This is a genomic window from Aquimarina spongiae (assembly GCF_900141785.1).
GTDB classification, from domain to species: domain Bacteria; phylum Bacteroidota; class Bacteroidia; order Flavobacteriales; family Flavobacteriaceae; genus Aquimarina; species Aquimarina spongiae.
The window spans coordinates 67,966-92,355 of sequence record NZ_FQYP01000003.1 but is presented as its reverse complement, the minus strand read 5'-3'; the positions used below and the strand labels follow the sequence as shown (position 1 = coordinate 92,355).

25 protein-coding genes and 1 tRNA gene are annotated in these 24,390 nt (G+C 34.5%); 25 read left to right on the top strand and 1 reads right to left on the bottom strand.

Annotated elements, in window-relative coordinates; genetic code table 11:
- The first annotated feature begins 4 nt into the window (after nt 1–4).
- The 25 genes from BUE24_RS07825 to BUE24_RS07705 all read left to right on the top strand — a co-directional run bounded on the left by BUE24_RS07825 (nt 5) and on the right by BUE24_RS07705 (nt 22,667).
- Nucleotides 5–1,207, top strand: coding sequence for an FtsW/RodA/SpoVE family cell cycle protein (locus tag BUE24_RS07825; RefSeq protein WP_073315452.1), 1,203 nt, complete (start codon nt 5–7; stop codon nt 1,205–1,207).
- On the top strand, nt 1,204–2,295 hold the full coding sequence (murG, locus tag BUE24_RS07820; protein WP_073315451.1) for an undecaprenyldiphospho-muramoylpentapeptide beta-N-acetylglucosaminyltransferase: 1,092 nt from the start codon (nt 1,204–1,206) through the stop codon (nt 2,293–2,295). The genes BUE24_RS07825 and murG overlap by 4 nt, the downstream gene beginning before the upstream one ends.
- A 27-nt stretch (nt 2,296–2,322) precedes the next feature.
- Nucleotides 2,323–3,669: a UDP-N-acetylmuramate--L-alanine ligase gene (gene murC, locus BUE24_RS07815; protein ID WP_073315810.1), complete on the top strand. Its 1,347-nt coding sequence runs from the start codon at nt 2,323–2,325 to the stop codon at nt 3,667–3,669.
- On the top strand, nt 3,666–4,382 hold the full coding sequence (locus tag BUE24_RS07810) for a cell division protein FtsQ/DivIB (RefSeq protein WP_073315450.1): 717 nt from the start codon (nt 3,666–3,668) through the stop codon (nt 4,380–4,382). The genes murC and BUE24_RS07810 overlap by 4 nt, the downstream gene beginning before the upstream one ends.
- Nucleotides 4,383–4,389: 7 nt before the next feature.
- Nucleotides 4,390–5,748 carry a cell division protein FtsA gene (gene ftsA / locus BUE24_RS07805; RefSeq protein WP_073315449.1) on the top strand — a complete coding sequence of 453 codons (1,359 nt, stop codon included), beginning with the start codon at nt 4,390–4,392 and terminating at the stop codon, nt 5,746–5,748.
- Nucleotides 5,749–5,823: 75 nt separating this feature from the next.
- On the top strand, nt 5,824–7,797 hold the full coding sequence (ftsZ, locus tag BUE24_RS07800; RefSeq protein WP_073315448.1) for a cell division protein FtsZ: 1,974 nt from the start codon (nt 5,824–5,826) through the stop codon (nt 7,795–7,797).
- Between the two features lie 98 nt (nt 7,798–7,895).
- Nucleotides 7,896–8,345 (top strand): GatB/YqeY domain-containing protein, encoded by a 450-nt coding sequence (locus tag BUE24_RS07795; RefSeq protein WP_073315447.1) that lies wholly within the window; start codon nt 7,896–7,898, stop codon nt 8,343–8,345.
- 16 nt (nt 8,346–8,361) lie between these two features.
- Nucleotides 8,362–8,435: transfer RNA gene (locus BUE24_RS07790), tRNA-Arg, on the top strand.
- A gap of 272 nt (nt 8,436–8,707) precedes the next feature.
- Entirely contained in the window at nt 8,708–9,235 is a 528-nt protein-coding gene (locus BUE24_RS07785; protein ID WP_139241940.1) for an FEKKY domain-containing protein, read from the top strand.
- A 179-nt stretch (nt 9,236–9,414) separates the two neighbouring features.
- Nucleotides 9,415–10,407: an AhpC/TSA family protein gene (locus tag BUE24_RS07780; protein ID WP_073315445.1), complete on the top strand. Its 993-nt coding sequence runs from the start codon at nt 9,415–9,417 to the stop codon at nt 10,405–10,407.
- Nucleotides 10,408–10,808: 401 nt separating this feature from the next.
- The gene (locus tag BUE24_RS23710; RefSeq protein WP_139241939.1) at nt 10,809–11,024 is read left to right on the top strand and encodes a hypothetical protein; all 216 of its coding nucleotides are present in this window, start codon (nt 10,809–10,811) and stop codon (nt 11,022–11,024) included.
- Between the two features lie 69 nt (nt 11,025–11,093).
- Nucleotides 11,094–11,594: a hypothetical protein gene (locus BUE24_RS07770; RefSeq protein ID WP_073315443.1), complete on the top strand. Its 501-nt coding sequence runs from the start codon at nt 11,094–11,096 to the stop codon at nt 11,592–11,594.
- A gap of 225 nt (nt 11,595–11,819) precedes the next feature.
- A complete protein-coding gene (locus BUE24_RS07765) occupies nt 11,820–12,338 on the top strand; it encodes a hypothetical protein (protein WP_073315442.1) in 519 nt (172 codons plus the stop codon).
- Between the two features lie 296 nt (nt 12,339–12,634).
- Entirely contained in the window at nt 12,635–13,372 is a 738-nt protein-coding gene (locus BUE24_RS07760) for a LytTR family DNA-binding domain-containing protein (protein ID WP_073315441.1), read from the top strand.
- Between the two features lie 122 nt (nt 13,373–13,494).
- Nucleotides 13,495–14,709 (top strand): alpha/beta hydrolase-fold protein, encoded by a 1,215-nt coding sequence (locus tag BUE24_RS07755; protein ID WP_073315440.1) that lies wholly within the window; start codon nt 13,495–13,497, stop codon nt 14,707–14,709.
- A gap of 252 nt (nt 14,710–14,961) precedes the next feature.
- The gene (locus BUE24_RS07750; protein ID WP_073315439.1) at nt 14,962–15,363 is read left to right on the top strand and encodes an ACT domain-containing protein; all 402 of its coding nucleotides are present in this window, start codon (nt 14,962–14,964) and stop codon (nt 15,361–15,363) included.
- A gap of 211 nt (nt 15,364–15,574) precedes the next feature.
- Nucleotides 15,575–16,789, top strand: a complete 1,215-nt coding sequence (locus BUE24_RS07745; RefSeq protein ID WP_073315438.1) for a carboxypeptidase-like regulatory domain-containing protein — start codon at nt 15,575–15,577, stop codon at nt 16,787–16,789.
- Nucleotides 16,790–16,856: 67 nt separating this feature from the next.
- Complete coding sequence (locus BUE24_RS07740; protein ID WP_073315437.1) at nt 16,857–17,423, top strand: Crp/Fnr family transcriptional regulator; 567 nt, start codon at nt 16,857–16,859, stop codon at nt 17,421–17,423.
- 63 nt (nt 17,424–17,486) lie between these two features.
- A complete protein-coding gene (locus BUE24_RS07735) occupies nt 17,487–17,939 on the top strand; it encodes a DoxX family protein (protein ID WP_073315436.1) in 453 nt (150 codons plus the stop codon).
- 138 nt (nt 17,940–18,077) lie between these two features.
- The gene (locus BUE24_RS07730; RefSeq protein WP_073315435.1) at nt 18,078–18,830 is read left to right on the top strand and encodes a hypothetical protein; all 753 of its coding nucleotides are present in this window, start codon (nt 18,078–18,080) and stop codon (nt 18,828–18,830) included.
- A gap of 167 nt (nt 18,831–18,997) precedes the next feature.
- Nucleotides 18,998–19,390: an iron chaperone gene (locus BUE24_RS07725; protein WP_073315434.1), complete on the top strand. Its 393-nt coding sequence runs from the start codon at nt 18,998–19,000 to the stop codon at nt 19,388–19,390.
- Between the two features lie 29 nt (nt 19,391–19,419).
- Nucleotides 19,420–19,800 (top strand): DUF1428 domain-containing protein, encoded by a 381-nt coding sequence (locus BUE24_RS07720; protein ID WP_073315433.1) that lies wholly within the window; start codon nt 19,420–19,422, stop codon nt 19,798–19,800.
- Nucleotides 19,801–20,039: 239 nt separating this feature from the next.
- Nucleotides 20,040–20,465, top strand: a complete 426-nt coding sequence (locus BUE24_RS07715) for a hypothetical protein (RefSeq protein WP_139241938.1) — start codon at nt 20,040–20,042, stop codon at nt 20,463–20,465.
- Between the two features lie 201 nt (nt 20,466–20,666).
- The gene (locus BUE24_RS07710; protein ID WP_244548133.1) at nt 20,667–21,536 is read left to right on the top strand and encodes an AraC family transcriptional regulator; all 870 of its coding nucleotides are present in this window, start codon (nt 20,667–20,669) and stop codon (nt 21,534–21,536) included.
- 57 nt (nt 21,537–21,593) lie between these two features.
- Nucleotides 21,594–22,667 (top strand): 3-keto-alpha-glucoside-1,2-lyase-like domain-containing protein, encoded by a 1,074-nt coding sequence (locus tag BUE24_RS07705; RefSeq protein WP_073315430.1) that lies wholly within the window; start codon nt 21,594–21,596, stop codon nt 22,665–22,667.
- 59 nt (nt 22,668–22,726) lie between these two features.
- Here the strand turns inward: BUE24_RS07705 and BUE24_RS07700 are convergent, their stop codons facing one another.
- Nucleotides 22,727–24,247: an NADP-dependent isocitrate dehydrogenase gene (locus BUE24_RS07700; protein WP_073315429.1), complete on the bottom strand. Its 1,521-nt coding sequence runs from the start codon at nt 24,245–24,247 to the stop codon at nt 22,727–22,729.
- Nucleotides 24,248–24,390: the final 143 nt, after the last annotated feature.

Genomic DNA, 24,390 nt, shown 5'->3' with positions numbered 1-24,390 from the left:
AAAGATGACTAAAGTATTAGCAAATATAAAAGGTGATAGAGTGATATGGGCAGTGGCTGCCCTGTTGGCGTTATTTTCTTTTTTACCGGTTTATAGTGCTAGTAGTAATTTGGCGTATTTGTATGGAGATGGAGATACCTTTAGTTTTTTAGTGAAGCATTTTGCGCACTTGGTGCTAGGGTTTTTGATTATTTATGTGGTGCATAAGATCCCATATCATTATTTCAAAGGATTGTCTATTATTATGATCCCTGTGGTTTTGGTGTTGTTGTTGGTAACCATGGCTCAAAACAATACGATAGAAGGAGCAAATGCAAGTCGATGGATACGTATTCCTTTTGTTGGAGTAACTTTTCAAACTTCTACACTTGCGGCAGTAGTGCTAATGGCCTATGTTGCACGATATCTATCTAAAATAAAGGATCAAACCGTTTCCTTCAAAGAAACGTTATTACCGTTGTGGTTGCCCGTGTTTTTGGTGTTGATGTTGATTTTACCTGCTAACTTTTCTACAGCGGCTATTATATTTTCGATGGTGATGATGTTGGTTTTCTTGGGTGGATATCCTTTACGGCATATCGCTGTGGTTTTAGGAACCGGACTTTTGGTGCTTACGTTCTTTATATTATTCGCAAAGGCATTTCCAGGGATGTTTCCAAACCGTGTAGATACTTGGGTAAGTAGGATAGAAAATTTTGCTGATAACAAAGAAACGCAAGAAGATTATCAGATAGAACGCGCTAAAATAGCAATTGCCAGAGGTGGGGTTATTGGAACAGGACCAGGAAAAAGTGTGCAAAGAAACTTCTTACCGCAATCCTCTTCAGATTTTATTTATGCAATTATTGTTGAAGAATGGGGATTTGTAGGAGGTGTGTTTTTGATGCTACTCTACCTGTTATTGCTGTTTCGATTAGTAATAGCCGCCCATAAATGTGGTGATGTATTTGGTAAACTACTGGTGATAGGTGTAGGCCTGCCGATAGTGTTTCAGGCATTGATCAATATGGCAGTAGCAGTAGAATTGTTTCCGGTAACGGGTCAAACCCTTCCTTTGATTAGTAGTGGAGGAACATCGATTTGGATGACCTGTTTGGCTATTGGTATAGTACTTAGTGTAAGTAGTAGAAGAGAAGCAATTGTAGAAGAAGAAGTAGAAAAAGAAAAAGAAGAAAACCCTTTAGAGGTGTTACAAGAAATAGTATGAGTAAGACTCTCAAAGTCATATTATCTGGTGGAGGAACAGGAGGACATATTTATCCTGCTATAGCTATTGCAAACGAGCTGCAGAATAGATTTCCTAATGCAGAGGTGTTGTTTGTGGGTGCAAAGGATCGAATGGAAATGCAAAAAGTACCACAGGCTGGGTATAAAATTGTTGGGCTTTGGATTAGTGGGATACAGAGGAGATTAACATTGAGTAACTTATTGTTTCCATTAAAACTAATAAGTAGTCTTTGGAAATCGAGAACCATTATCAAAAATTTCAAGCCAGATGTGGTTATTGGAACTGGAGGCTTTGCAAGTGGACCATTGTTGAAAATGGCAAATGCTAAGAAAATCCCTACAGTGCTTCAGGAGCAAAATTCGTTTCCGGGAATCACCAACAAATGGTTAGCCAAAGAAGCCAACAAAATTTGTGTGGCCTACGATAACATGGATCGATTTTTTCCGAAGGATAAGATCATAAAAACGGGGAATCCTGTTCGTCAGGATTTATTAAGTATTAGTGGAAAAAGAGAGCAGGCTATAGCAAAGTATCAACTGGCATCAGATAAGAAAACAATTTTGATCATAGGAGGTAGCCTTGGTGCTCGCAGAATAAATCAGCTCATAGAAAAAGAACTAGATTTTTTTGCAACCCGAAATGTACAGTTGTTATGGCAATGTGGGAAGCTATACTATGGGGATTATAAGAAGTATGACGATATGGAGAATATACAGGTACATGAGTTTTTGGACACTATGGATCTGGCATATGCAGCAGCAGATATCATTATCTCTCGTGCAGGAGCAGGATCGGTTTCAGAGTTGTGTATCGTGGGGAAACCGGTATTGTTTATCCCATCTCCTAATGTGGCCGAAGATCATCAAACCAAGAATGCTTTGGCAATAGTTGATAAAGGAGGGGCAAAGATGTTGAGAGAAAATGAATTGGATGCAGAGTTTGAAAATACAATGGCAGGTTTGATGGCGGCAAAAGAAGAACAAGAGGAATTAGGAATTGCTATTAAAAAAATGGCATTACCCAATGCGACATCAGAGATTGCAGACGAAATTGAAAAATTAATATAATAGGAGTTGGTAGAAACTAAAGTATATATGAATAGCACCTTAGCGCACATAAAAAACATTTACTTCATAGGTATAGGAGGTATTGGTATGAGTGCCCTGGCTCGCTATTTTAAGTTTCTTGGAAAAGAAGTAGCGGGGTATGATAGAACATCTACCCAGATTACCAATGATTTGATTGCTCTTGGTATCGATATTCATTTTGATGATAGTGTAAATGCTATACCAGAATCGTTTTTGGATAAAGAGGATACATTGGTGGTGTATACCCCTGCGATACCTAAAGATCATAAGGAGTTGAATTATGTACAAGATAATGGCTTTCAGATCAAGAAGAGAGCAGAGGTTTTGGGGATTATTACCAAAGAGGTATATACACTTGCAGTGGCAGGAACTCATGGTAAAACCACCACTACAGCAATTTTGGCACATTTATTAAAGGAAAGTGGTGCAAAGGTAACCGCATTTTTGGGTGGAATTAGTGAGAATTACAACTCTAACCTTGTGTTAGAAGGTAATGATGTGGTTGTAGTAGAAGCCGACGAATTTGATCGCTCATTTTTACAATTGCATCCTGATATTGCAGCTGTTACTTCAATGGATGCAGATCACTTGGATATTTATGGAAAGGCTGATGAGTTAGAAGTATCTTTTAGAGATTTTTCTGCTAAGGTAAAAGATCATCTTTTGATTTGTAATGGATTGCCTATTGATGGGATGACATTCGGTATAGAAGATGATGCAGACTATTGTGCGCAAAACGTAAAGGTTGATAATGGCACGTATATTTTTGATTTAAAAACACCAACACAGTATATAAAAGATTTGCATTTAAACCTGCCAGGTAGACATAACTTGTTAAATGCTATAACAGCCTTTGCCATCGCGTTGCTATACGGCTCCCCGACCGCCTCGCTGGCAAAGGCTTTATTTTCTTTTAAGGGTGTTCAACGCAGGTTTAGTTATAAAATTAAGACAGAGAATTTGGTGTATATAGATGACTATGCGCATCATCCAACAGAGATCAATGCTTTGCATCAGGCTGTAAGAGAAATGCATCCAGGCAAAAAGGTATTAGCAATCTTTCAACCACATTTATTTAGTCGAACTCAGGATTTTGCTGTGGATTTTGCGTCCAGTCTTACTCAGTTCGATGAGATCATGCTGTTAGATATTTATCCGGCGAGAGAATTGCCCATCGCAGGAGTGACCTCAGATTGGTTACTGAGTTTGATTGCAAATGAAAATAAAAAGCTAGTGGCAAAGAGCGATTTGACAACCGAAATTTTGAAAAGCGATGCCGAGGTGATTTTAACCATTGGTGCAGGAGATATAGGAGAAGAAGTAGAACGTGTTAAAAATGAGTTGTTAAGATGAAAAAAATGATTTCATATATACGATTTGTGGGATTGATTGTGCTAATCGTTGCCCTTTTTGCGTTCACAAGTGAGCGAAATAAGCAGCGAAAAATCAATCGAGTGCAAATAGAATTCATTGAAGAGCAGGATCCATACGTGAGTGAACTGTCGGTTAATAAATTGTTAATACAAAATCAGGAAAGAGTTACGAACGTCGGTAAAGAAATTTTAGTTTTGAATACTGTAGAGCAGGAGTTGGATTCGCACAAAATGATCGAACACTCTGATGTATATCTTACTGTAAATGGAGAACTTAGGGCGCAAATAAAGCAACGCACCCCGATTGCTAGGGTTAATGCGGTGACTCCTTTTTATGTAGATGCTACTGGAAATACGATGCCTTTGTCTGATAGTTATTCGGCACATGTGCCTTTGGTGCATAATGTATCCGAAAGAGAAGTCAAAGAAGTTTTTCCATTGTTAAAAATGATACAGAAAGATGATTTCTTAAAGAAACACGTAGTTGGAGTCTTTAGAAATCATAAGGGTAATTATGAGCTAGAGGTAAGGGTCTACTCATTTAGAACCGTGATAGGGAAGATAGAAAATTTAAATAGTAAGGTTAAAAACTTTAAGGCTTTTTATCAAAAGGCACTCAAAGACAAGAGCCTTGATAAGTATAAAAAAGTCAGTTTACAATTTAGTAATCAGGTGGTGTGTACTATAAAATAATACCAATATGGAAAAAGCAACAAATGAAATAGCGGTAGGACTGGATATTGGAACAACCAAGATTGTTGCAATGGTAGGGAAATACAATGAATATGGTAAGATGGAAGTCCTTGGAGTTGGTAAATCCAAAAGCTTGGGTGTACATCGCGGTGTAGTGAATAATATTACACAAACCATCCAATCCATACAACAGGCCGTTCACGAAGCAGAAAGTGTAGCAGGAGTAAAAATAAATGATGTTACAGTAGGGATTGCAGGACAGCATATCAGGAGTTTACAACATAGCGATTATATCACCAGACCCAATGCAGACGAGGTGATCGATGATGATGATATAGACACATTATGTAATCAAGTGCATAAGTTGGTGATGTTACCTGGAGAAGAGATTCTGCATGTACTACCTCAAGAATACAAAGTAGATGGTCAGGCCGAAATAAAAGAGCCTGTGGGGATGTATGGAGGGCGATTAGAAGCCAATTTCCACGTAGTGGTAGGTCAGGTAACTTCGATTCGTAATATCGGTAGATGTGTAAAGAGTTCTGGGTTAGAATTGTCTGATGTTACGCTAGAACCATTAGCGTCTGCGAATGCAGTTTTGAGTCAGGAAGAAAAAGAAGCAGGTGTAGCGTTGATTGATATAGGAGGTGGAACTACGGATCTAGCCATTTTCAAAGATGGAATTATTCGTCATACGGCGGTGATTCCTTTTGGAGGTAATGTGATTACCGAGGATATCAAAGAAGGATGTTCGATTATAGAGAAGCAGGCCGAATTATTGAAAATAAAATTTGGATCCGCCTGGCCAGGAGAAAATAAAGACAATGAGATTGTCTCTATCCCTGGATTAAGAGGAAGAGAGCCTAAAGAAATTACTTTAAAAAATCTATCAAAGATCATCCATGCACGAGTAGTGGAAATCATCGAGCAGGTGTTTTTAGAGATTAAAAATTATGGCCATGAATCCCCAAAGAAGAAATTGATCGCGGGGATCGTACTTACTGGAGGAGGCTCACAACTGAAACACTTGAAACAGTTGGTAGAATATATCACAGGTATGGATACTCGTATTGGATATCCTAATGAACACCTAGCAGGTAACAGTGATTCAGAAACAACAAGCCCAATGTATGCTACAGCTGTTGGACTAGTGATGGATGGTTTGGTACATATGCAAAGACAACGAAAAGTTGTGCAAAGCAAAGCTGCAGCCAAAACCGAAACAGCCGTTCCTATAGAAGCGGATACAGATACAGAAGAGATGATTAATGAAGAAGAGCAACCAAAAGTGGACCTTAAACCAAGAAAAAACATCTTGGAGAAGTGGACAGAGAAATTTAAAGAATTCTTGGATAATGCCGAGTAGTGCTTTGCAGTTGTAAGAATTCAATACGATATATAAAAAAATAGAAAAAGTAGGAGAACCAGAAAATTAGCCATTATGAGTAATAACGAAGAGTTTGAGAATATTTCTTTTGATTTACCTAAAAACCAATCAAATGTGATTAAGGTGATTGGTGTTGGAGGAGGTGGTAGCAATGCGATCAACCACATGTTCCAACAGGGGATCAAAGGAGTGGACTTTGTGATCTGTAATACAGATTCGCAAGCGTTGGAGAACAGTTCAATTCCTAATAAAATACAATTAGGAGTTTCATTAACAGAAGGACTAGGTGCGGGTGCGAATCCGGAAGTGGGAGAACAAGCGGCTGTAGAGAGTTATGAAGAGATCAAAACGATGTTGGATACCAATACCAAAATGATCTTTATTACTGCAGGAATGGGTGGTGGTACCGGTACTGGTGCAGCTCCTATTATCGCAAAAATGGCAAAAGAATTAGATATCCTTACTGTGGGTATCGTTACTATTCCATTCCAGTTTGAAGGACGTATGCGAAACGAGCAGGCGCAGCTGGGAGTAGAGCGATTACGTGCTCATGTGGATTCATTGATCGTGATCAATAATAATAAGTTAAGAGAAGTATATGGTAACCTCGGATTTAAAGCTGGTTTCTCTAAGGCCGACGAAGTACTTGCTACTGCTTCTCGTGGTATAGCCGAAGTAATTACGCATCACTATACGCAAAATATTGACTTGCGAGATGCCAAGACAGTATTAAGTAACAGTGGTACAGCAATAATGGGTTCTGCTCATGCTTCTGGTAATAAACGTGCACATGACGCGATTGTAAAAGCGTTGGATTCTCCACTACTGAACGATAACAAAATTACAGGGGCTAAGAATGTATTGTTATTGATTGTTTCTGGTAGAGAAGAGATTACAATAGATGAAATAGGAGAAATTAATGACCATATTCAGCAAGAAGCTGGTCATGGTGCCAATATCATTATGGGGGTTGGTGAAGATGAGTCACTAGAAGATGCTATCTCGGTAACGGTAATTGCTACTGGTTTTGATGTAGAGCAACAAGATGAAATCGTAAATACTGAAACCAAAAAGATCATTCATACTTTAGAAGATGAGCAAAAGGCAACGGTGCAGGATTTAACACCAAAATCTACTGGGCCGGTGACACCAATTACATCTTCACTGCCAAAGAATGATAAAGTAGAAGAACCAAAGGTTATCAAGCACGAATTGATAGATGATACAGAGGAAGAGACTTCTGATCTGATCAAAACTACCGATTTGCTTAAGAATATTGATGTAGAGTATGAGGTAGTAAGTCCATTTTCCTCGGAAAATGATTTTGTGATTATCAATGCTCAGGATATTATCAAAGAAATCGAGGTAAAAGATGCAGAAGAAGTAGAAGAGCAAAAAGAACCTGCAGCTGATCAATTCTCGTTGTCTTTTGACATGCCAGCTGGAGAAATGAAGAAAGAAGAAGAGGTGAAAGAGGTTCCTTCTCAAAACAATCAAATTGTAGAGGATGAGCAACCAATTATCTTTGATCTTAGTGATGATATTTTGGACATGGAGGTAAACGAACCTATAGAAGTTGTTCCTCCTAGTGAGACGATTTCAGGTGGTGTTCGTAAGTATAGTCTTGAGGACTATATGGAAGAAGAAAAACGATTGACCGAGGCACAGCCTGCAGAAGTCATGGAAGAAGAAGATGAAGAAGTAGTTTTTGAAAAGAAAGTTGTAGCTCCGGCTCCAGAAACTGAAGAACAGGGAGAGGTAGATCCGGTAAATCAGCCTATTTCAGAAACTTTAAAGGCAAGAGCTGCAGAACGAAGAGCTAAGATGAAAGAATTTAATTATAAGTTCAGAAATAGCTCTTCGAATATCGATGATATCGAAAAAGAGCCAGCATACAAAAGAGCTGGAATTGATGTAGATGCTAAGCCGGAAGATTCTGGATTGTCCAGAACATCATTGGGAACCGATGATAATGACGATATCCAGTTACGAAAAAACAATTCGTTTCTACATGATAATGTAGACTAGTAAATTTTTGAGTTAAATACACAGATAACCGATAATCCGATCATGGATTATCGGTTTATTTTTTATCTTCGCAATCCAATAGTTTAAAAACGGTAAAGATGAGTTTACAGAAGCAAGTAATGACCGCTATGAAAGAAGCGATGAAAGCCAAAGACACAAATGCGCTAACGTCGTTGCGAGCTATCAAATCAGCTATTTTATTAGCACAAACTGAAAGTGGAGCTAAAGAAGAATTGACTGAGGATGAGGAGCTTAAAATCTTGCAAAAATTGGTAAAGCAACGTAAGGATAGTGCCGCTATTTTTACAGAGCAAGGAAGAGATGATTTGGCACAACCAGAATTGGATCAAGCCAAAGTGATCGAGCAGTTTTTACCAGAACAACTAACCGAAGAAGAAATCGAGAAGGTTGTGGTAATGACTATTGATGATATTGGAGCATCAGGAATGAAGGATATGGGTAAGGTGATGGGTATCGTATCCAAAGAATTGGCAGGACAAGCCGATGGAAAAACCATTTCTGCAATTGTAAAAAGTAAATTGTCTTAATAGTAAAGATCATAAAGGCCGCGTAGTTCAACTGGATAGAATATCAGATTTCGGCTCTGAGGGTTGAGGGTTCGAATCCTTCCGCGGTCACATCAAGCAGAAAACCACGTCATTGACGTGGTTTTTTATTTTATGGAAAAACCCAAAGCCATGGGCTTTAAGGTTTTGGAGTAAAATAAAAAATCAGAGCGCTAGCTCGGGGTTTTCTATTTGCAGCAGTGAGTTTTTTAGGATCACCGAAGGTAATCCAATAGGAATTAATCCTTACTTTTCTGGTTCAATAGATGTGCGTATATCTTGTATTTGAGAAATATAGTTACCTTTAGTAACTATATACATACGTTCCCAACATTTGACACCAATTGAAAAATAGAACAAAATATATACTTCTGATTTCATCAATTATCGGATTTTCATTATTGATTTTTAATTCAATAAAAATGCAATATTGGTATAATGTGAAATTGGAATTAGACCTTTCTAAGGTATTATTTGTTATAGGTCTATTAAGTTTTGGGCTTTATTTTCTTGCTAAAGATTGGCACAAAGTTTTGACTAAAATAATGATTGGTGCATTCGGAGTTTGTTTAGTCTTAAATTTACACTTATGGACTGAATATTATAAAACTGTACAACGTCAAAATCGACTCGCTGAATATTATGAATTGGAAACTTGTGAAAAAATGGAAAATAGATTTTTGACTGACTTGAAAAATGAAAAACTCAAATATTTTCAGTTTGGAATTGGATTTGATTTGGAGTTGCAAAAAACTCTAAAATCAAAATACGGAATTGAATCTTACGGAATGGGCTGTATGGTTCAATCTGAATTTGATTGCTATAATGAATTGGTCAATAATTATCTGAAAGAAAACACAACGACGGAATAATTGATTATTAAAAACAATAAAAACGTTGGGTAACAATGTATAACCGCAATTACGGCGGATTCGACTATGTCCGAATCCACTCAGAATTGCTAACGTCTGTGCTAAACCGAAAACAAGGCTAATTTAACCCGTAACTGACGGTTATACGAGACCGTTAGCAACAAGCAAGATCAAACTTTATGAAAAAATTAATTTTAGGGATAATTACTTTACTCATCATTTCTTGTAATGAAACACCAAAAGTCAAATTTTCTTTAACCGGAATAACAAGAGGCCTTGAAAATGGGACGGTTCTTTATCTTTACAATAAAGAGATTCAAATCGATTCTGCTGTAGTTGAAAACAACTCTTTTAGCTTTAAAACTAACTTACCAAAATCACCAATACAAGTAGTTTTGAGAACAAAGAACTTTTCAAATTATCGATTCCTTTGGGTGGAAAATAATCCTATGTTCTTTGATGCAACCCAAATGGATTTTAGAAATGCAGTTGTGGTTGGCTCTGTAGAAGAAAATTTAAGTCAGACCCTAAGTAAAGAAACCGACTCCCTTTCTAGAGATGAACGTTTAAAAAAGGATATCGAGTTTATAAAAAAACATCCTAAAAGTATTCACAGCGCATATATACTTTCGATTTATTCCACAACTTGGGGGAAAGAAAAGACGAAAGAACTATATGATAATTTTTCAACTGAAAATAAAAATACGGAATATGGAAAGAATATTGCTAAATACATTGAGTTGAATAAAAACCCAAAGATAGGGGGAAGTTATGTTGACTTTGAAATGGAAGACATAAACGGAAAAATAAGAAAACTATCCGATCTCAAAGATAAATTGGTTTTATTGGAATTTTGGTCATCTACTTGTGTCCCTTGTAGAAAAGAAAACCCAAACTTGGTAAAGACGTATAAAAAATTTAAGCCTAAAGGGTTTGAAATTTTTGCCGTGTCACAAGATATCAAAAAAGAAAGCTGGTTAAAAGCAATAGAAAAAGATAAATTACCGTGGTTACAAGTTAGTGATTTACAAGGGAGAGATAATTCTGCATCTTTAATTTATGGGATTAATGGAATTCCTGACAACTTTCTAATTGACCGAAAAGGAACAATTGTTGGGCGAAATTTACGTGGAGAAAAATTGAACGAAAAATTGAATGAATTACTGAACTAATGTGAGTTGCTAACACTGTACAACGAATCATAACTGCCTACCGGCATGCTACAATTGTTATACGGAACGTTAAGTACAATAACTAACTGAATTAAATTTAGGAATGATAAAATTGAACAAGATAATCGGATTAATTATTATTTTATTCAATATTTATATTGTTTGGATGTATCTTAATTTATTTTACCAATACCATTTTACTATGATACTTTTCTCATATAAGATTCCTGATTTAATTTTATTTTGTTTGGTTTTGATTGGACTAATTGGAATTTTTATTGGTAATAGAGTATATACCTCCAAATGGTCAATCAAAAAAGGTGTATTAATAGATCTAAGTCTAATTGCTTTAGTCTTTATTATTGGTCAATTGACGAATCTTTGATTAAATTAATTAATGTATGGCAACACAAATATGTCCAAAATGTAAAGAGGACTTATTTACTTGGAGAATTGATGACGAAATATCGGACTTGACAATTTGGGGTTGCTATAATTGCTATTATGAAGCATTGGAGGACGAATCAAATGAACGGAATTGCCGAAAATGCGGAAAGAAAACCGAATCTAAACTAAAAGATGATAAAAAAACAGTATTGGTGGCGTTCAGATTGTAACACGATTGAAATAATAAAAAACACCTAACAATTCATACACGCAACGTTAGCATCAATTAGAAAATAAATATGGCAATATGGCAACAAGGAATGATAGTAATACCTGCTGTTTGGGACATCTTACCCAAACCGAATAAGGACTTGCATTTTGAATATGAGGAAGCTTGGAGAACACTCAACATTGACCATAAAAAATTTGTGGAAGAAATAGATTCCTTTATTCCAAGAGCGGATTGGGTAAACTCTAAAGTTCACTTCTCTTGGAAAGGGAATACTGAAAATAAAGAAGATAATGATATTGACCTTTGTATTGACCCAGAATTAGGAATTATAATTTCACTTGTTTTCAGATTCGACTTGAGAACTGATTCACCTTATTTTCTTGAAAAAATATTTGGATTGTGTAATGAGAACGGATGGAAATTAGAAACCTTTGGAGGTAAATTATTTCAACCTGACATTTCAATAATTCCTGAAGTAATAAAACAATCAGCTTGGAGAGAATTTCTTTCTGACCCAGAGGCATTTGTAGAAAAAATAAAAGACGAACCTTGGAATAAAAAGGAATAAAAGATGCTAACACGGTGTATAAAACATAGCTAATAAGTGCTAAACCGTAGGTTTGGTTTACATTTACAAAGTCCGCCAAATTTTTAATTTGGCTTTTAAGATTGAAAAGTTAAAAATAAAATATAAAAATTCGGCTCTGTGTTAATCCGAAAAGTTAGTGTCATTTTGTACGCTACGTTCCATACACAAACCGTTGTGTGTAAGTTGAGAAAAACTGAACTCTAAATGAAAAATAGATTTCTGAAAATAATAAAACGAATTTTAATAACAATTTTGATTCTTTTTGTTGTTGTGGTTATATCAAATGAAGTGGTCTATAGAAGTTCAATTCCAAAGAACTTTACAGAATCTAATTGGGATGGAAATTGGAATAGTTCTGAATATGCACTTGTTAGTGGAAAAGTCTTGACAACAATTCCTGAAAATAATAATTCGGAATTTAAAAGTGAAACGTTTATTTACTATAATCTTTGGAGTCTTTATAAACCTGGACAAAATAAAACAGTGGAATTATCAGGTAACTTTTCGGAATCGTATTTTAATGGAAATAACATTGGACAAAAAGGACGACGGAATGAAAACCCTGAATCCAATCGTAGATTCTTTAAAGCTAAAATGTCAATTGGAAATGGACAGTTCATTGAATATGATGGAATGAAAAATATTCACGGAATTGAAATAAGTGGTGAATACGATTCAAGCTACCCAAGAGACAAAGGAACGTTTGAATTGAATAAAAAATAAAACCTACACAACAACATTTGTATATTGCATATGTCGCCTTAAGCAGACAAGCGTTTCATACAAGAGAGGTTACCATTCATCCCAGAGCACTATTGGAATAAAAAAAACGAGTTTGTTTTTTTGAACTTATTTCGAACTTTAAGAATGAAAAGTCTCAAAAAGAAGCCTACACCCTGTATTTCTCTATTCTACTTGAAAAAAACTCTGCTCATAGACAAATACCAACGAGATTACAACAACATTTATATAATTTATTAAATGCTTAAATTAGTCCCGAACTCAAATGTTATTTGCAAATGAATAAACTTAATCCGTCCATAAAACATCACTTACTGATAGGGGTATTTATAGGGATTTGGATATTCTGTTTTGTTTACTTTATAAGACCATTTGAAATTGAGACTTCTTCAAATACTAATTGGGCAGGCCTCGGAATTGGGTTTTCCTTTCTTACATTTTTGTGTTACGGTATTGTGGCTGTGATCCAAAACAAGGTTTATAAAAAGATATTGAGGTGGAATGTCGCTTTTGAGATGGTAACTATTCTATGTTTATGCTTGATTTTGAATATTGTTTTCTATAAGTATTCAAAAAGTTCAATTATAAATAGTGTCTATAATTTTTCTTTCTTTTCTTTTCTATTTGCTAAGACATCTATTGTATTAGTCCCGCTATTAATATTCTCTAGACTATACGTTGTAAGACTCATTCCTCCTAAAGAGACCCAACTCACCATAAGAGGAGATAATAAACTGGATATTCTTAAAGTGTACCCTTCAGAATTAATAAGCGCATCTAGCTCTCAAAACTATGTAGAGATTTTCTATTTAGATGGTGGGGAGTTAAGTTCGAAGCTTATTCGATCTTCATTAAAAAAGCTGCATCAAGAGATCCCTTTTCTAGTACAAGTACATCGTTCTCACTTTATAAATCCAACACATTTTAAATCTTGGAAAAACCAAAATACGATTTACCTTACCCAAATGGAGATTAGTGTTTCCAAAAATTTTAAAGACATTATTTTATCCTTATAATTTTCGTACCTGAAAAATCACATTTAGTACCAAACCCTCATTATTTAAGGGTTTGAAGCTTTTTAAAATGTATTTTTATCCCGTAATAATAGTACAAACGATTCTTCAAAAAAGCTTCATCAATGAAAAACATATCATTATTCCTCTTTCTTATAAGCATACATTTTCAGATCAATGCCCAGTTTTGTGAAAACGAAAAAAACGAAATAGTTATTGGGATAGCAGATTCTTTATATTCTCATGTTCTTAAAGAACAACGCGATATTTGGATACATCTTCCAGAAGAAATAGAAAAAGGAAAAAAATACCCTGTAATATATGTATTGAATTCTCCTAGACATTTTTACCCAGTGACAGGCATGTTAAAATTATTAGAAGAATTTGATATCCCAAAATCCATAGTTGTGGGGATTACAAATACAGATAGCACTAGAGATTTTACTCCTACAAATGTCCTTAAAGGACGTCAAGGGCGATCCGTAGAAACTTCGGGGGGCGCTTCTAATTTCCTGGAATTTATGCAATGTGAACTGGCTCCATTTCTTGAGAACAAATACCCCGCAGATAAAATGAGTACCATTGTAGGGCATTCTTTGGGAGGGCTTTTTACGATTTATGCCTATGTAAATCATCCAGATGTTTTTGACAATTATCTAGCTATAGACCCAAGCCTTTGGTGGGATAAAGAAAATCTGGTAAAGCAATCTAAAGAGTTACTTGAAAAAGATAATTATCAAAACAAATCATTACACCTTGCTGTAGCCAATAGTTACAAAGTAGACACTGTAAAAGTTAGGAGAATGGATGATGAACCCACTGAAGGGTTAAGAGCCAATCTTAAATTTCACGACATACTAGTAGAAAACCAAAAACATCTTGAAACCTCTTGGAAATATTATCCAGAAGAAGATCACGGAGGTATTGTAACACTGGGAATGTATAATGGTTTACGATCTGTATATAAATGGTATAAATTTGAAGAAAGATGGCGTTTTAATACTCCAAAAAGATATAGTAAAGAAGAGTTGACACAACCTTTTTACGATCACTTTAACAAACTTAGTGTTAGGTTTAAACGTGACAAGAAACCAAATTGGGAATTTGTTAATGAATTAGGATTCTTCATGTTAGACGTACACGATTTGCCCAAAAAAGCCAAAGCTTATCTAGATATTAATTTACATTTTTACCCAGAAGAATCTAGAAGTTATGTAGCAATGGGTGATTTTTATTTAAAAACAAAAGAAAGGAAAAAAGCCATAGAGCACTATCAAAAAGCTATTGGAATAGATGGTAATAAGGATGCTCAAAAAAAACTAAAAAAACTTACTAAATAAAAATTGTGATCTAGGACAATACAGTTTTCCAGATCACTAAAAGTACCTGAAATGTTAAGGTGTTGCGTAATAATTTGAACTTAAAAAGTTAACGAAAAGACGATACAGTATAAATTTAATTGTTATTACAAATCTACTTTTGAAGATTTTTTTGAATTTCATATTATGCTCCTATTTGCTAAATTAGTTGCTAAAACAATGCAACCAATCTCATACCAAACGCTGGTAGCAGGTTGAAAAAATAGGAATTTAATGGCAGGAGAAACAAACCTATCTGAATTAATAAAAGGAATGACTCCAAAACTAAATTTGGGAGATTATGTATTTTCTACCATCAAGGATTTGAGCAAAATTGATCGAGCCGATACTGTTTGTGAATTTCAGGAAATAGAAGGAACAACCATAGTTATTAAGAAAGAAAAAGCAGACGAATTAAACTTGAATTATGAGTATATTGCTTCATGGATTACTCTTATGATTCACTCCTCTCTGGATGCTGTAGGTTTAACGGCTATATTCTCAACAGAATTAGCAAAGAATAATATTAGCTGTAATGTAATAGCAGGATATTATCATGACCATATTTTCGTTGATAAAAATGATGCTAAGAAAGCAATTGAAGTTCTGACAAAACTATCCAAAGACGAACAATAAGACCGCCTGCTAACAATGTATAAAAATAATAGTGGTCTAATTGGCAAAACGATAGTGAGTAAATAAAAAAAGATCAATGTTTAACCGAGAAGTCAGTGTATAAAAATCAATACTATTCTTATATGCGAGCTTTCATTGAGAAAAAATTAACTAATAGTACTTAAGTTATATCAAGAATGTATCAAAATTATAAGTCATTCGTCTTGAATATATGAAGAAAACATTTCAATTTATATATTTTTCTATTCTCTTACTTCTGCCACTTACAATAGTAGCTCAGAGTAATGATAAAAAGATTTCGGGTCAACTATTAGATAAAGAAACTAAAGAGCCCATAGTATTTGCTTCTATTTATCTAAAAGGAGGAACAATTGGAACAACCTCAAATGAAGAAGGATATTTCACCTTTCATTTTCCATCTTTTAATCATTCTAATATTATCATAATATCTAGTATCGGGTATGAGTCAATTGAAAGAAATGCTAATGACTTTATTTCGAATCAAAAAATATTACTCAATTCTAAGATTGGTAAATTAGAAGAAGTTGTAATTACAAGTACTAAAAAGAAGAGACTTACTGCCAAACAAATTGTAAAAAAGGCATACAAACAAATAGAACATAATTATCCTCAAGAACCTTATATAACTGAAGGTTTTATAAGGGATCTTCAAAATGAAGACGGTACATATGTGGAATATCTGGAGTGTGCTGCAAAATTTTATAATGAAGGGCAGAATATTCCTAGAGAACCTCAAGTTGAATTAGTTGAAGTAAAAAGCAGTCATATTGCTAACAAACATCCTTGGAATGAAAAGTGGGAGCGAAAAAATTCAATTATTGATTTAGTTGAAGATGATTTTATTCGATTTGATTATGGACCTATTAAAGCTAAAGGCAATTGGAAATATGAACTTGAAGATATATTACTTTATAATAATAAATATGTTTACAAGATAGTTGGTGTCGACAAACCTTTTCAAAAAGCAACACTATATATAGATACCGAATCTTTTGCCTTTGTAAAATTAGAGCTTACAAGAACAAAAAATAATGGGAAATCTTGGAAAAGACGGTTGTCAAATGGTCAACAAGTTGTTCACTATAATTTAATTATTGAATACCAGGAGTTTAAAGGAAAAATGTATTTGAAGTATAAGAAAGAAGAAGACACTTGGGAAATATATGATATACAAAATCCAAAAAAACTCTTATTTACTAAGAATCCCAAAAAAGAACTTTTTGTGAACAAAGTAGTAATCGAAGACGTTGAAAATTATCCTTTTGAAGGAAATATGAAAATTAATAAAAGTCTGGAAAATCAAGCGAAAGTGTATAACGCTGAGTTTTGGTCAAATTATAATGCTCCAGAAAAAACAAAAACTATAAGTAAAATTGAGCAATATTTGAAAACGAAAACTAAATAATAGAACAACGAAATGCCAACAATGATTAGTTAAACGTAACGCTGCCACAAGCAAAAAAAAACCTTAAATGAAAGAAATCAGAAAGTTTATTGAAAATATTACTCCAATGAATGATTCTGATTGGCAGTTTTTCTCTTCAAAATTGCAAGAAGTAACACTTAAAAAACATGCTGTTTTATTGAAATTTGGTGAGATTGAAAATCATTTATACTTTATAACAAAAGGTATAATTAGATTTTATGTTCCGGGAGAAGAAGTCGATTTAACCTTTGGTTTTGTATTCGAAAATGAATTTGTCACGGGTTATGATTCATTTTTGACACAAACCCCTTCAGAATACCAAATTGAAACATTGACAGATACCATTTTGTGGAAAATTTCGCACAAAGACTTAGAACAAGTCTATGAGCGAACAAGCAGTGGAAATATCATCGGACGAAAAATGGCCGAAAATATGTTTTTAATAAAGTCAAAAAGAGAACTTTCTTTATTGAGTAAAACAGCAGAAGAACGATATCTAGACTTATTCTCAGACAGACCAAAATTGTTAAAACAAATTCCACTAAAATATATTGCATCATATATTGGTGTAACTCCACAGGCATTAAGCCGAATAAGAAAACGCATTACTTAACCTGGGTTCATTGTTTTTACTTCGGTGTTTTCTAACCTTTGTACTTCAATAATTCCGAAAAACATGAAACCACTACTTGTACTATTATTAAGTTTCACGATCTCTATTTTTGTACTTAAAATCATTAAAAAAGAATATGATTTTGCGCTATCTGCAAGAATTGCAATGTCAATAATGCTTGTATTTACAGCTATTGGACATTTTGTATATACCAAAGGAATGTCGATGATGATTCCTAGCTTTATTCCTTACAAAGAAGGTTTTGTTCATCTCACAGGAGTATTTGAAATTCTTTTAGCAATTGGCTTACTCATTCCTAAATTGAAAGTGATAAGTGGATGGGCTTTGCTTATCTTTCTGGTATTAATGCTACCTGCGAATATTTATGCTTCAATACATAATATAAATTATCAAAAGGGGACATTCGATGGAAACGGTCTTGCATATTTGTGGTTTAGAATTCCTTTACAAATATTTTTTATAGCTTGGATTTATATTTGTTCCATCCGAATGTGATCTCAGGGGAAAACTGGTGGTGAACAATGTGTATAGTTCATTGAAGATTTACTACCTTAGTGACTTATCAGAATGTTTCCTTTGGAAATTTCTATAACAAGCCGTAAACAAAGCGTTAGGCAACACGAAAATGGATGAATGAGATTTCAACTGAAACCAATATTGTCTGAAATCAAAGACTTATACGCAAAGCCAATATCAACAGAAAGGTTCAAAGCGTATATTTCAAAACTTCAAGGAGGCACAAAAGGAGATATGGCCTTGCCTATTGGCGGATTTAACCCTATGGCAAAAGAACATATCTTACAGAAAATATCGGAATTGGAAAACCTTAATGCTGAAATAGTGATGAAGGAAATCATTGCGAAATTTAATTCGACGCTGGATAAATCTCCCTCAAAAGAAATAACTGTTGTTCTCAATATTGCAGATGATTTAAAAGGAGGTTGGACAAATTTCTTTTCTACCGATTTTGATAGTAAGTTTAAACTCAATGCTTTTGTTAACCGTCAATTTTGTGTACCCTATTTTTGGACGAGTGAATCGTATTCAAGAGCATTAATTGCAAGTAGAACTTTAGAATATTTGAAGAGGACACTTTACAGAGTAAACCATCCACAGCCAAAAACACTTGAGGAGCATTTGGAACAAGAGGTTTTTTCTGCGTCAATCGAAAATGATGATGATCAAAGCTACAAAGAAGCCAACTTTAGAAAAATAGAGAGTTATTATTCAGAAAATAAACTATCAGAAGAATACGATAGAATTTTTAATTTCTTTTACGGTGATTCAGGGTCTGAAAGTTTAGGATATAAAAAATATGGAATCGAACGCCCTTTAGGGTATGAGTATGCGAAACAAATCGCGAAAATAAGAAAAAGAACTACTTAGCTTGATGTGCAAGGAATAGTGGTGCAAGTGAATAAAATAAGAAACCTGTAGTAGCAAGTACTAGCTCAGATCATCGCCTCTTTTATATTCCGCAAAGACTGATATTTAAAATAGTATAGCCCAGTATTGCGAATTGTACAGGAATTGATAATTAAAAACTAAAAGAAATGGGAAAAAAAGGAGCAATGCCCAATTACAAGACGATAGACCACTATATAGACAATCAATCAAGTGAAGCGCAGTTAATTTTACGTGAACTAAGAAGTTTGATCAAAGAAGCTGTTCCAGAAGTTGTAGAAATCCCTAATTATAAAGTTCCTTCTTTCACGCTTATCAAGGGAATAAAACCTGAACAGCAATTGATGATAGCGGCATATACTAAATACGTGAGTTTTTATCCCTCAGAAGCTACAGTAAACCATTTTGCCCAACAATTGAAGGGTTTTGATGTAGGGAAAGGAACAGTCAAATTTTCATTCAATACACCGCTGCCAGAAGAACTAATTCGTCAAATGGTAAAATTTAGACATGAAGAACTTCAAAAAAAACAGAAGTTATGATCATAAACTAACCAATTCCTAGATAAAATATGGAACAATATATAGATGGCTTCGTTTTTCCGATACTTCGAGTTTATTTGGAAGAATACAAAAAAGTAGCAGAAAAAGTAGCTGAAATTTGGAAAGAGTACGGCGCAATAGCGTACTTCGAATTTGTTGGAGATGATTTGTTTTTAGAAGGTACAAGATCCTTTGTAAAAACTGTAGATGCAAAAGAGGATGAAGAAATTGTATTTGGGTGGGTTGTTTTTCCTTCAAAAGAAATACGGGAAACTGCCAACAAAAAAGTACCTGCTGACCCAAGAATGGCTTCATTAGTTTCGCCATTGACCCATCCAGAAAAATTGATTTTTGATGCCAGTAGGATGGTCTATGGGGGATTCAAACCTCTTGTGCAATCGAATGAATAAGTTGGAAGTGAAAAATAGCATACTATAACAGGATGAACAATCCATTCGCTCTCAACAATCTTTGTATATTTAGTAAGTGAAAAACCATGCTAAAAGACAATTCGATTAAGAAATTATATACGAACTATTATAAAAATGAATCTCTCTAATCCAGTTACAATATGAAAAATCTAAAATTGCTAATAGGTATTTTAATCTTTAGTATCTGCATATCGTTTGTTGAAAAGAAAAGTGATAAGATGGATCCTATTGTAGGTGTTTGGAGAATAGAAAAAACCGTTCATGTCTTTAAAGATGGTAATACTGAGATCGAATATCCGTCAGAATGCTTTAAAAATAGTAGATATGAATATAAATCAGACGGGAGTCTTATTTTTAAAAGAACAGAAGGAGAAAAGTTAGAGGAGTGCATTAACAGACCAAAGGATTTTTGGACTGGAAAGTGGAAAAAAGTTAATGAGAAAACTTACCAGATGGATTATAGGGTTATGTTCTCTGATAAAAGTATAAGTAATTACTCTAATAAGACCAATACTTTTTCTTTTTCGAATAATAACAACACACTGAACATCTATGATGATTACTCTAAATCTGAAACATCATTCGTAAAAAGTCCAGAGGGAGTTATTGTTGCCGATTATTCGGTTTATAAGAGAGTGAAGTAAGAAAGGCATTTAGTATGTTTATAGTGTCTTGAATTTGAATTCTCTGTTACCACCAACTTCCCTTGATTATAATGGGTAAGTACATATGCATTCATTACAATTTTGTTACCGTGAAACTCTCGTGAAATTCCTCAATAGAATTTTTAATGATGTATAGACTTAGCATAATAAAGCATTTAAAAAATCAAAATATAAGTATCCTTGAGAAAATTCTTTTTTGAAAAAAGGAAATACGGCTTTGAGCTGTTGATGGATGTACACACTTTTGAGAACAATCCCAATGTGTTCTTTGAGTCTGATCCTCATACCTGCGATTTTTTTGAGATTATGATTTTCGAAAAAGCTTCGGGAACGATGGATTTGAACGGACAGCTATTAGAGGTTGCTGAGAACAGTATATTTTTTATTTGTCCCTTTCAAAAAAAGTCCTGCAAAATCCCTCTCGAGGATATCAAAGGGTTTCATTTGGTGTTTCAAAATAACTTCTTGTCTGATTTTTTTGACGACAAACTGTTTGCATACCGGTTACAATACTTTTATAACTCCCAACAACCGCAATATCTACTGCTGAAAGATGAAGAATATGATATTATCCAATTTGCTTTGAAAGAGATAATTGCCGAGATCAACCATTATCATAATGATAGTTCTCATATCATACGTTCATTGTTGTATTTTTCTTTATCAAAACTTAATCGATTCTATTCCACCTTTTATAATATTTCTCCAGATACACAATCTGACACCAGAATTCACAAATTCAAAGAGTTACTCGAGTTAAATATTCGCAACACACATTCGGTGAACAACTATTGTGAAATGCTGCAATTAAACCGGCATAAACTGAACAAGTTGGTAAAGGAACATACAGGGCACTCTTCAAAAGAAATCATCAATAACAGGCTACTGCAAGAAGTAAAGCGGGAACTTCGGTATTCTGCCAAAACGATAGCCGAAATCGCCTATGATTTAAATTTTAGTGAGCCCAACAATTTGACCAGATTTTTTAGAAAGATGGAAGGCGTTAGTCCTGTTGCCTACAGAAAAAGTGCTCAAAATGATAGTTTTTAGGATTGAAATGATATGACCACAAAGACTGGTATCCTTGATATTTGTAAATAAAAAATCATGACAAAAATCCTGTTTTCTATTATTTTGTTGTTGAGCCTTCAAATAGCTTTTGGACAAAGTTCATTGCAAAAAATTGATATGATTCCTGCCAAATGGAATGTTCCCAAAGATGCGCTTTTTGAAAATTTTGACAATCGAGAAACTCTTGTCCTGAAAAAAGGGAGGGCTACGGTCAAAAATCTGAGTTTTACAAATGGGACAATCGAGGTAGATATATATGCTAACCCCAAGAGAAGCTTTGCGGGTATCAATTTCAGAGAACACAACAATCATCTAGAAGAGGTGTATATGCGAATGCATAAATCAAATCAGGTAGACGCTGTACAGTACACTCCCATGTTTAATAATGAGTCAAATTGGCAATTGTATAGAGAACACCAGGCAAAAGTGCCTTTTAGGGATACAGGATGGAATACCCTGCGAGTTGAGGTGCGTAATCAAAGTGCTGAAATCTTTGTAAATAATACAAGGGTAATGACCGTAGGCAAGCTGAAAACAGAACAATACCAGGGAGGAGTAGGGCTTTGGGCTTTGTTTGGAAATCGGTTTTCAAACTTTAAGGTCTCACATAGGAATATCGATCAAAAACCTGACCTCGCTAAACCAGCAAATGGAGATCCTAACATCATTACCAGTTGGAAGATTACTACCTCCTTTCCCTATGAAGAAAATAAGCTTAATTTTTCGTCTTTTGCCAAAGAAGAATATACTTCAGTATCTACGGAAGAGTCAGGCTTATTGCCCATATCAAAATATGTTAAAAAGTCTTCTGCTGGTAGTTTTGAACAAAACAAGGAAGATTATATAGTTGCAACCAAAACCATCGAATCGGAGAACAATGAAACTCGGCTCTTTTCATTTGATTATAGTGACAAAATAATGGTATACCTGAATGGTAAACTTATTTTCAAAGGTAATAATGCTTTTAGGGCCAAAGGCATTCAACATACGGGACATGTGGATATCAATACCAACAAATTGTATCTTGAACTTGAAAAAGGGATAAACAATATTCACTGCGTAGTGATAGACAAGGCAAACGGATGGGGATTGATTGGTAAATTAGAATAAAAACCCATACCATCCGTATGGGTTTTTAATTTCATGATAAGGTTTATTAAAGATTAATTCTATTCTCCTTGTCCTAAAGAAAAACTACGTTTCTCATTAAACTTATATAGATTCTCTGTTTTGATTATATCAAAACCTGAAGTGTTTAATGTGGATAAGAGGGCTAATATTTGTTCAAATTCAATTTGAAAATATTGAGGTTCTTCGCTTTTTATTTTAGCATCTTTTCCTACAAATCTACAACGCCAGTGATCTGTGCAATAAGTCTCTTTTAACCCGTTTGGATAAACTTTTACACCTCTATTGGTGATCATTTTAAGCTTTAGTTTGCTCGTTTTTAATGATGATAGTGCATCACCTAGTATATTTGGGTTATCTCCAGACCAATCTAAAAACACATCTATTCCTACAAGTTCTTTGTGTTCTTCTTTGCGAACGTATTCTGGTATTTGGATCTTTTTGCCCTCACAATTTAAAAGATTTTTATTAAGTTTTTTAGGACTTTTGCCAAGGTTGGAAATCACTTTTTCGGCGAACTCATTTGTTCCAACCTTTTTGAGGCTTTTACCCTTTTGATAGATATCTGCAGTATGATAACCTTCCTCAAGGGTTACAAGCCATGCATTCTTGATTTTGTTCGCTATTTTAGCTTGCCCAATATGACCTAACATGGCAACAGCTGCATTAATTAGACCCGAAGGATTCGCTATGTTTTGTCTTGCGATATCTGGAGCAGAGCCATGTATAGCTTCAAACATCGCTACATCCCTACCTATATTTGCCGATCCACACATACCTACAGAACCTCCGATCTCAGCCGCTATATCCGAAATAATATCCCCATACAGATTTGCGGTTACAATTACATCATAGTTCTCTGGTGTAGCTGCTAAGCGTGCTGACCCGATATCGATAATCTGAGTTTCACTTTTTATCTCAGGATATTCATTTGCAATTTCTTCAAAAACTTGGTGAAATAGCCCATCTGTAATTTTCATAATATTATCCTTGACCATACAGGTAACCTTCTTCCTTCCGTAAGCTTGGGCGTATTCAAATGCGTAGCGAATTATTCTTTCTGATCCCGGACGAGTAATTAATTTCAAGCATTGATAAACATCTTGTGTTTGTCTGTGTTCAATTCCTGCATATAAATCTTCTTCATTCTCTCTAATGATCACAACATCCATATCTGGAAAATGACTTTGTACATAAGGAGTATAAGATTCTACTGGTCTTACATTAGCAAAGAGTCCGAGAGATTTTCGTAAAGTCACATTCAAACTTTTATAACCTTTTCCTTGAGGAGTAGTTATAGGAGCCTTGAAAATGATTTTGTTTGACCGAATCTTTTCCCATGCAACGCTATCAATTCCTGCCGTGTTGCCTTGTAGGTATTTTTTTTCTCCCAACTCTATATATTCATAATCCAACTTGGCCTCTGCTGCATCAAGAATGCGTAGCGTCGCATTCATTATTTCTGGGCCTATACCATCTCCTTTTGCAACGGCGACTTTTGTCTTTGATGGAATACGAATAGGTTTTTTTTCCTCGATATCTTTTACAAAATCTAAATTCATAGGTATAAAGTTTTAATTTATAAGTACAAATATCGGAACAATTAATCATTTATTTTTATTTATATATTTAATGAAAAACATAAATTTTTTATATGAATATTGGCTTTGCATATAGACTCTTATGTTCCTTTTTTAGAAAATGT